4 protein-coding genes are annotated in these 7,832 nt (G+C 65.0%); all 4 read left to right on the plus strand.

Going from position 1 to position 7,832, the window contains the following annotated elements; genetic code table 11:
* The first annotated feature begins 217 nt into the window (after nt 1–217).
* The 4 genes from ACTU6U_RS14835 to ACTU6U_RS14850 all read left to right on the plus strand — a co-directional run bounded on the left by ACTU6U_RS14835 (nt 218) and on the right by ACTU6U_RS14850 (nt 7,706).
* Nucleotides 218–1,084 (plus strand): mechanosensitive ion channel family protein, encoded by an 867-nt coding sequence (locus tag ACTU6U_RS14835; protein ID WP_443469883.1) that lies wholly within the window; start codon nt 218–220, stop codon nt 1,082–1,084.
* Between the two features lie 140 nt (nt 1,085–1,224).
* Nucleotides 1,225–3,372: a beta-glucosidase gene (locus ACTU6U_RS14840; RefSeq protein ID WP_443469884.1), complete on the plus strand. Its 2,148-nt coding sequence runs from the start codon at nt 1,225–1,227 to the stop codon at nt 3,370–3,372.
* A gap of 84 nt (nt 3,373–3,456) precedes the next feature.
* A complete protein-coding gene (locus ACTU6U_RS14845; protein WP_443469885.1) occupies nt 3,457–6,015 on the plus strand; it encodes a glycoside hydrolase family 2 protein in 2,559 nt (852 codons plus the stop codon).
* Nucleotides 6,016–6,128: 113 nt separating this feature from the next.
* Nucleotides 6,129–7,706, plus strand: coding sequence for an MFS transporter (locus ACTU6U_RS14850; RefSeq protein WP_443469886.1), 1,578 nt, complete (start codon nt 6,129–6,131; stop codon nt 7,704–7,706).
* Nucleotides 7,707–7,832: the final 126 nt, after the last annotated feature.

The raw sequence follows: 7,832 nt of genomic DNA on the forward strand, positions 1-7,832 counted from the left end.
GAACTTCCCGCGCGGGCGACCTCTAGGACAGAGGGGGAAGGAGGGTGCGCATGCGCGCGGTGATCGCCACGGCACTGCTTGATCGTATGGTGGGGTTCGTCCTGCTATGACCGGGGTGATTCTGAGGGCTGCGACTACCTTCGCGGGTGCCAAGCTGGGCGTCGACGACACGACAGCCTCGGCCTCTGATGCGCAGAGCTTCTACGAGGCGAATAGCGTGCTGATTCTGATCGGGGTCACGATCGTGGTCACCGCGCTGGTGACCTGGGCGCTCGTCAGAATCGCACGGAAAGTCACGGCGAAAGTCGCTGCGGGCGCTCAGGCGAGCTTGGACCGCACGGAGGAGGGCAGCGCGAGCCACCGCGGTAAGCAGCAACTTCTGCGCCGTGTGCGCACCTTGAGTAACCTGATAACGAACATCATCGTCTGGGTGCAGGTCGCCATCGCAATGGCGATCATTTTCAGCATCCTCGGGGTGGACATCACGGCCATTTTCGCGTCTGCCGGCGTGGTGGCGGCGGCGCTCACCTTCAGTGCGCAGACCCTGCTCAAGGACATCATCACCGGTCTCTTCTTAATCGCTGAGGACCAGATCGACGTCGGGGATGTGGTCGACGTCGGCTTCGGTTTGGGGGTCGTCGAGTCCGTCAGCTTGCGCGTCACTCAGGTACGTGCCTTCGATGGCTTTCTCTCGTCGGTGCGCAACGGCGAGATCGTGCGTACCTCGAACCGGAGCCGAGGGTGGCTGCGCCTCATGCTAGAAATCGACTTCACGCTTGACTCCGACATCGAACTGGCGAAAGAGACCGTTCTTCGGGCGCTTTCAGATGCGCTGGCCCAACACGCGGCACCACATGAGCTGCAGGCGGCACCGACCTGCTGGGGACTGCCGGCCTTCAACGGCTACGGGTATCGGCTCAAATTCATGGTCGAGTACTCTGCCCAGGCCTTCGATCGGCTTGACTCGGCGATGCATGAGGCGGCGTTTCGTGCGGTCCGCGCGGAGAAGGCGCTGGCGCTGGCGCTGGCGCCTGCCGTCATCAATGACGCTGTGGTTGCTCCGCTGCCTCCGTCGCAGCCATGACGGGCAAGGCCGACTGTCGGGGTTGTGTCGAGCGTGGCGCGAGGTTGACAAATGCCGGCGGTGCCCACTAAATTGCTGCCTAACGCGTGTTAGATATACGGATCGCCTCGCTGCGATCGGCTTAGTGGAGGAATCGCAGAATGACGGAGCAGGTCGACCCACGGAACCCGGATTCCCCTGATGAGCGGGCGCGAATCACTGAAGCGCAGATGACGGATGACGAGCGCTTCTCGTTGCTGGTCAGCCTTATGGGGCAGAACCCGATCGTGGTCGACCGCGACCCTCGAATCCCCGAGGGTACCCCCATGAGTGCTGGCTACGTCCCCGGTGTGCCGCGCCTTGGCGTGCCAGCGCTGCTGATGAGCGATGCCGGTCTCGGCGTGACCAACCCGGGCTACCGTCCCGGTGACAGCGCGACGGCGCTCCCCGCCGGGCTGGCCCTAGGATCGAGCTTCAACCGCGAGCTCTCACGCAGCGCCGGGGGGCTGCTCGGGCGCGAGGCCCGCAGCCGAGGCTTCAATGTGCAGCTCGCGGCCGGTGCGAACCTGGTTCGGGACCCGCGTAACGGACGCAACTTCGAGTACTTTTCCGAGGACCCATTGCTCTCTGCTGAGCTCGCCGCCGGCACGGTCAACGGCGTTCAGTCCGAAGGCGTGATCTCGACCATCAAGCACTTCTCGCTCAACTCGAACGAGACCAACCGGCAGTGGCTCGATGCGATCATCGACCCTGCCGCCCACCGCGAGGCCGACCTGCTCGTCTTCGAAATTGCGATCGAACTATCGCAGCCCGGCACGATCATGGCCGCCTACAACAAGATCAACGGGGCGTATGCGACCGGGAATGAGATCCTCCTCACCGAGGTACTCAAGGGGGCCTGGAACTACAAGGGCTGGGTCATGTCCGACTGGGGTGCCACCCCGACCTGGGAAAGTGCGCTTGCGGGTCTCGACCAGGAATCCGGTCTGCAACTCGACGCCCTGATCTGGGGCGCCGAGGCCTTCACCGACCGGCTGCGCGCGGCGCACGCCGACGGCCGTCTCCCCAAGGAGCGCCTCTCCGACATGGTGCGCCGGATCCTGCGCTCGATGTATGCCGTTGGGATCGACAGCTGGGGTCCGGCTCCCGAGGTCGATCCGGCCGCGCACGACCTCATCGCCCTCGAGGGCGCGCGGCAAGGCATGGTGCTGCTCAAGAACGACGACGACATCCTGCCGCTCAGTGCCACGTCGGCGCCGCGGATCGCGGTGATCGGCGGCCACGCACAGGTCGGTGTCCTGGCCGGCTGTGGTTCGAGCACCGTCCTTCCTGCCACCGGGTACAACGAGATCATCACCGTCGGCGGCCCCGGCATGATGGGTCCGGCCCGGAACATCTACCTCTACGGTGATGCCCCGGTTGACACCTTGCGCGCTGCCCTGCCGAACGCCACGATCGAATTCGACCCCGGGATCAGTCCGGCCGAGGCGGCGTTGATGGCGAAGCGGAGCGACATCGCGGTCGTCTTCGCCTACAACCTCATGGGTGAGGGCTTCGACAACGGCGACATTGATCTCCCCTGGGGGCAGAACGAGGTCATCGCGGCGGTCGCCGCAGCTAATCCGAACACTGTCGTCGTGCTCGAGACCGGTAGCGCGGTCAGGATGCCGTGGAATGACAGCGTCAAGGCAGTGGTCCAGGCCTGGTACCCGGGTCAGGCAGGCGGTAGAGCGATCGCTGAGGTCCTCACCGGGGCCGTGAACCCCTCGGGCCACCTCCCGATGACGTTCCCAGCCAGCTTGGAGCAGACCCCTCGCCCGGAATTCGAAGGCCAGGGCTCGGCGTGGGCCACCCCGATCACCATTAATTATCACGAGGGCGCCGAGATCGGGTACCGGTGGTTCGCAAAGACTGGTGACACTCCGCTGTACGCCTTCGGCCACGGGCTGAGCTATACGACGTTTGACTTCGCTGACCTGGTCGTGACCGGTGGCGACACTGTGACTGCCGCCTTCACCGTCACAAACACGGGAGACCGGGCCGGTGCCACCGTCCCGCAGGTATTCCTGACGCACGTGGACGGGACCGCACGCCAGCGTCTGCTCGGCTTCGATCGGGTGGAGTTGCAGCCGGGCGAGCATCGCCGGATCGAGGTCACCGCCGATCCACGCCTCCTCGCCCACTACGACTCCGACGCGGGCCGATGGGCAATCGATGCCGGGAGCTACCGCATCGCCCTGTCATACTCCGCCGTGAGTGAAGCGGACACGGCGGACGTGTCACTGTCCGCGAGAGTCTTCGGCCGCTGACCCTCAGCGGTGTCTCGGCGGTACCTCATCGAGGCCGCGCCGAGACACCGCCCTGCCCTCACCCCTCCTCAGAAAGGCTGGCCCATGAGCCGCACCACCACCCTTCTGTCCGATTTTCAACTGGCCGAGGCAGCCCTCGGTTCGACGCCTGATGCGCTCGCGGGACTGCCTGCTGACGCCTGGCTGCCTGTTGAGGTGCCTGGTGGTGTGCACGAATCACTGCTCACCGCCGGTCGGATCCCGCACCCCTACCGGAATGACAACGAGAGCGAGGTCCGATGGGTCGAGGATCGTGACTGGTGGTATCGCTGCCGCTTCACCGGTCCCACCGATCTGCGCCCCGGCGAGGCGCTGAGCCTGCGATTCCTCGGGCTCGACACGGTCGCGGACGTCTGGCTCAACGGCAAGAACCTCGGACATCACGAGAACATGTTCCGCCCAGCCGAGTTCGCGATCACCTCGCATGTACAGGAGGACAACGAACTGCTGATCCGTTTCTCACCGCCATTGGCCGATCTCGAGCTGCCGACGTCGACAGAGACATGGACTCGCTTGAGCCGAATGATGCCGGTCTCCTCCGACATCATGCAACTTGCGGCACAGCGCCGGAAGGCGATCTTTTCCTGGGGCTGGGACTTCAGCCCCAGGGTCGCGTCGATTGGGATCTGGCGCCACGTCGAGCTGATTCGTCGTCAGGAGGCAGTAATCGCCGGTCATCATGTCTGGACTGATCGGATCGACGCGGATGGCACCGCGCACCTGCGACTGCAGCTCGAAGTGGACCGCTTCATCGTCTGCCACGATCTGACAGCAACGGCACGCATCACGACTCCCGTCGGCGAGATGATCGAGCTCGATGTTCCGGTCGAGGACGGAATCGGGCGGTCGAGGACCGTGATCGACATCGTGCTGCCGAATGCGGAGCTCTGGTGGACGCATGATCTCGGGAACCCTGCGCTGCACCGGTTGCAGTTGCAGTTGGAGGGCCCGCAGGGCGCGCTCGACGAGGTCGAGGACCGCATCGGGGTCCGCACGATCGAGCTCGATCGCTCGGACGACCCGGAAGGCGGTCGGTTGTTCCGGTTCATCCTCAACGGTGTTTCGACGTTCGCCCGCGGTGCGGCGTGGATCCCCGCCGACATGCTCGTCGGTTCGGTATCGGAGGAGCGCTACCGCTCGCTGCTCACCCTGGCGACCGACGGGGGCATGACCATGCTGAGAGTGTGGGGCGGCGGTGTCTACGAACACGATGCTTTCTACTCGCTCTGCGATGAGCTCGGCCTGCTCATCTGGCACGACTTCATGTTCGCCAACGCCGAGTACCCAAGCGAGTCCTCACCGCAGCTATGCGCGGAGGTGACCGCCGAAGCCGAGTACCAGGTACGGCGGCTCCGCAACCGCCCGAGCCTCGCACTGTGGTGCGGCAATAACGAGTCACAGCTCTTCCACGGCATGGGCTACCACAACCTCGAGCCCGGCGAGTGGGGCTGGAACATCTTCTTCCAGATCCTTCCAGACGTCGTGGCACGGGAGGACGGGCGTACCCCGTACTGGCCCGGCAGCCCCTGGGGCGAGGCCGCTGAGGAAGGCTTCATGGCGCCGGGTGGCGTGCTCGACGGTGACCGGCACGCCTGGGAGGTATGGCACGGAATCGACTTCGGTGCGGGCAGCGAGGACTATCCGTCGGTCGGCGAGGCTCGCCACTATCGGCGCTACGCCCGCGACCGAGGCAAGTTCATCAGCGAGTTCGGCATCCACGCCTCACCCGAGGTGACGACGCTACGCCGCTGGATCGACGATGACCTACTCTCGGTGCACAGCCCCACCTTCGACGCGCACAACAAGGACCACCCGAAGAACAAGGGTGATGCCATCCTCGAGATCATCACGGGCCTGCCGAAGACGATGGACGAGTACATCGACTTCAGCATGGTTTCCCAGTCAGAGGGGCTGAAGTTCGGCATCGAGCACTACCGTCACCGGCAGCCGCACAACAACGGCACCCTGGTCTGGCAGCTCAACGACAGCTGGCCGGGTTTCAGCTGGTCCATCATCGACTACGACGGTGTACCGAAGGCCGGGTATTACGCAGCCAAGCGTGCTTTCCAACCGGTCATCGCTCTCTTCGTCAACGAAGGGGAACGTCTCGAACTGTGGCTCAGCAACAGCACGGCGGCGGCTGTGGCGATCACGGCAGAGGTATCACTCGAGGAATTTGACGGAACCGTGCAGCTCAGCGAACGGGTGACCCAAACGGTACCGGCGGGCGAGTCGGTGCTGGCCTGGTTCGGGCCGTCTCCGGCAGACCCCGCAATTGTCGCGTGGGTGCGCAGCTATGACGGCTCGTTCCCCGATAATCGGTTCTTCTTCGGCGAGATCCGTGAGCTCCCGTTTGCTCCGGCAGACCTGGCCGTTCAGATCGAGTCCGGCGCGCCGGGGTCGGCGACAGTGACGGTGTCGGCGAACACGCTCGCTTATCTTGTCAGGATCCCCAGTCCGGCGCCGGGCGTGCGGTTCAGCGACAACTACTTCGACGTGGCACCGGGTCGACTGGCACACATCGAAGTAACTGGTCTTCCCGCCGAGTTTGATCCGCACGAACTGCAGGTGCACGCTTACGCGGGTGTACGCCCGAGTGCGTGACACGGGAGTCGCTGGAGCGATCGCTGCTGCGGGTGAGGGGCGGGATCGAGAACGTCGGAAGCCGCTACGAATCACCCTCTCGTGTTAACTCTTTCGTTGAGAATGGATTTCCCGTGACCACTACTGCCCTTGGCCGTGAGGCGACGCCGAAGAAAGCCGGGCTTGCGCTGACCGCACTGCTCCTGACGGTCATCGCCTGCAATATCAACTTCGCGGCGGCGACCGTGGCGTTGCCCGATATCGGGCTCGCCTTCACCGCATCGCAGACCGAGCTCAACCTCGTCGGACTCGGCACGGGTCTGGGGCTGGCTATGTCCGTGCTCTACTTCGGTGCGATCGCCGACCGCTACGGGCGCAAGCAGCTGCTCATCCTGGGGCTGATTCTCACGGTCGTCGCGAGCCTTCTCTCAACGTGGGCTCCCACGATCGGAATCCTCATCGGCGCCCGGATCTTCACGGGGCTCGCGGCCGGTATGGCATTCCCGACCACGCTGTCGCTCATCACGGCACTCTGGCGCGAAGGGCCGAAGCGCACCAGTGCGATCGCGCTGTGGGCGAGCATCGGTGGCATGGCAAGCGTGAGTGGTTCCGTGATCGCCGGGGCGCTGCTGTCGATTGCGCCGTGGAACGCGGTCTTCCTCGTCGTGGTGCCGATCGCGATCATCGGGCTGATTCTCGTCGCGGTGGCGATCCCCTCGCACGTCGATGAATCGACTCTGCCGATCGATCACGCCGGCGGTGTGCTGTCCACCATCGGTGTCGCGGCGCTCGTGCTGGGCATCAGTGTCATCCTGGCTCCGAACGGACTCATTCCCGGGTTTCTGCTGCTGGCCACCGCCGTCATCGTCATCGGTGCGTTCCTCATGCGTCAGCGGGTCGCTCGCAACCCGCTCTACGACCTGCGCATTGCCCGTCGTCGACTGTTCTGGGTCCCGGCGCTCGCCGGAACGATTGCGTTCGGTTCCCTCATCGGCGCAATGTTCGTCGGAGAGCAGTTCATGCAGAGCGTGCTCGAATACTCACCTCTCGGCGCCGGTCTCGCGGTCGTCCCGGCCGCTGCGGGCCTGGTGCTGATGGCGCCGGTCGCCGCCCGGGTCGTGACGTCCCGGGGCACCAGGGCGTCGATGCTCATCGGGTATCTGCTGATCCTGGCCGCGTTCATCACCATGCTGTTCTGGCGCGCGGACGCGCCTTACCCGCTCATCGGTGTCGGGTACCTCGTCATCGGCGCGGGCGCGACGTTCGTGATGACGGCCTCATCCCGCTCGCTGACCAGCAGCACTCCGGTCAAGCGCGTCGGCCAGGCCTCCGCGACGTCCGATCTGCAGAACGATCTCGGCGGATCGGTCATGCAGGCGCTTCTCGGCGCGGTCCTGGCGACGGGGTTCGCCACTGCCTTCGCCCGGCTTGTCGCCGCGAGCCCGGAGGCGGGCCAGGTGCCCGACAGCCTGATGGTGACGCTGCAGTCGTCCTTCGCCTCCGCGGCGAACGTCGCTCAGCAGCCGGAGTACGCCGCGTTCGCCGACCAGATCATGCAGGCGGCCCGTGAGAGCCTGCTCGAGGGTTCGCTAGCCGCGTATCTGATCGGCGGCATCGCGATCCTGCTCGGCCTCATTATCGTGTGGTTCGGCCTGCCTTCCTCGCACAAGGAGGTTGAACTGCGCGAACAGTACGCGCGGGAGACCGTGTGACATCGCCTCGATACGGATCTCCGGGGGGGACGGCGATCGCAGGGAAGAGTGTGCGCGTCAACTCGCGGGGTATCCACGGGCGGGACTGCTGACGGTTTAGTTGACTCGTCTTGTTTGGGGTTTTCA

The sequence above is a fragment of the Microbacterium zouquanmingi genome (assembly GCF_052266695.1).
Taxonomy (GTDB): Bacteria; Actinomycetota; Actinomycetes; order Actinomycetales; family Microbacteriaceae; genus Microbacterium.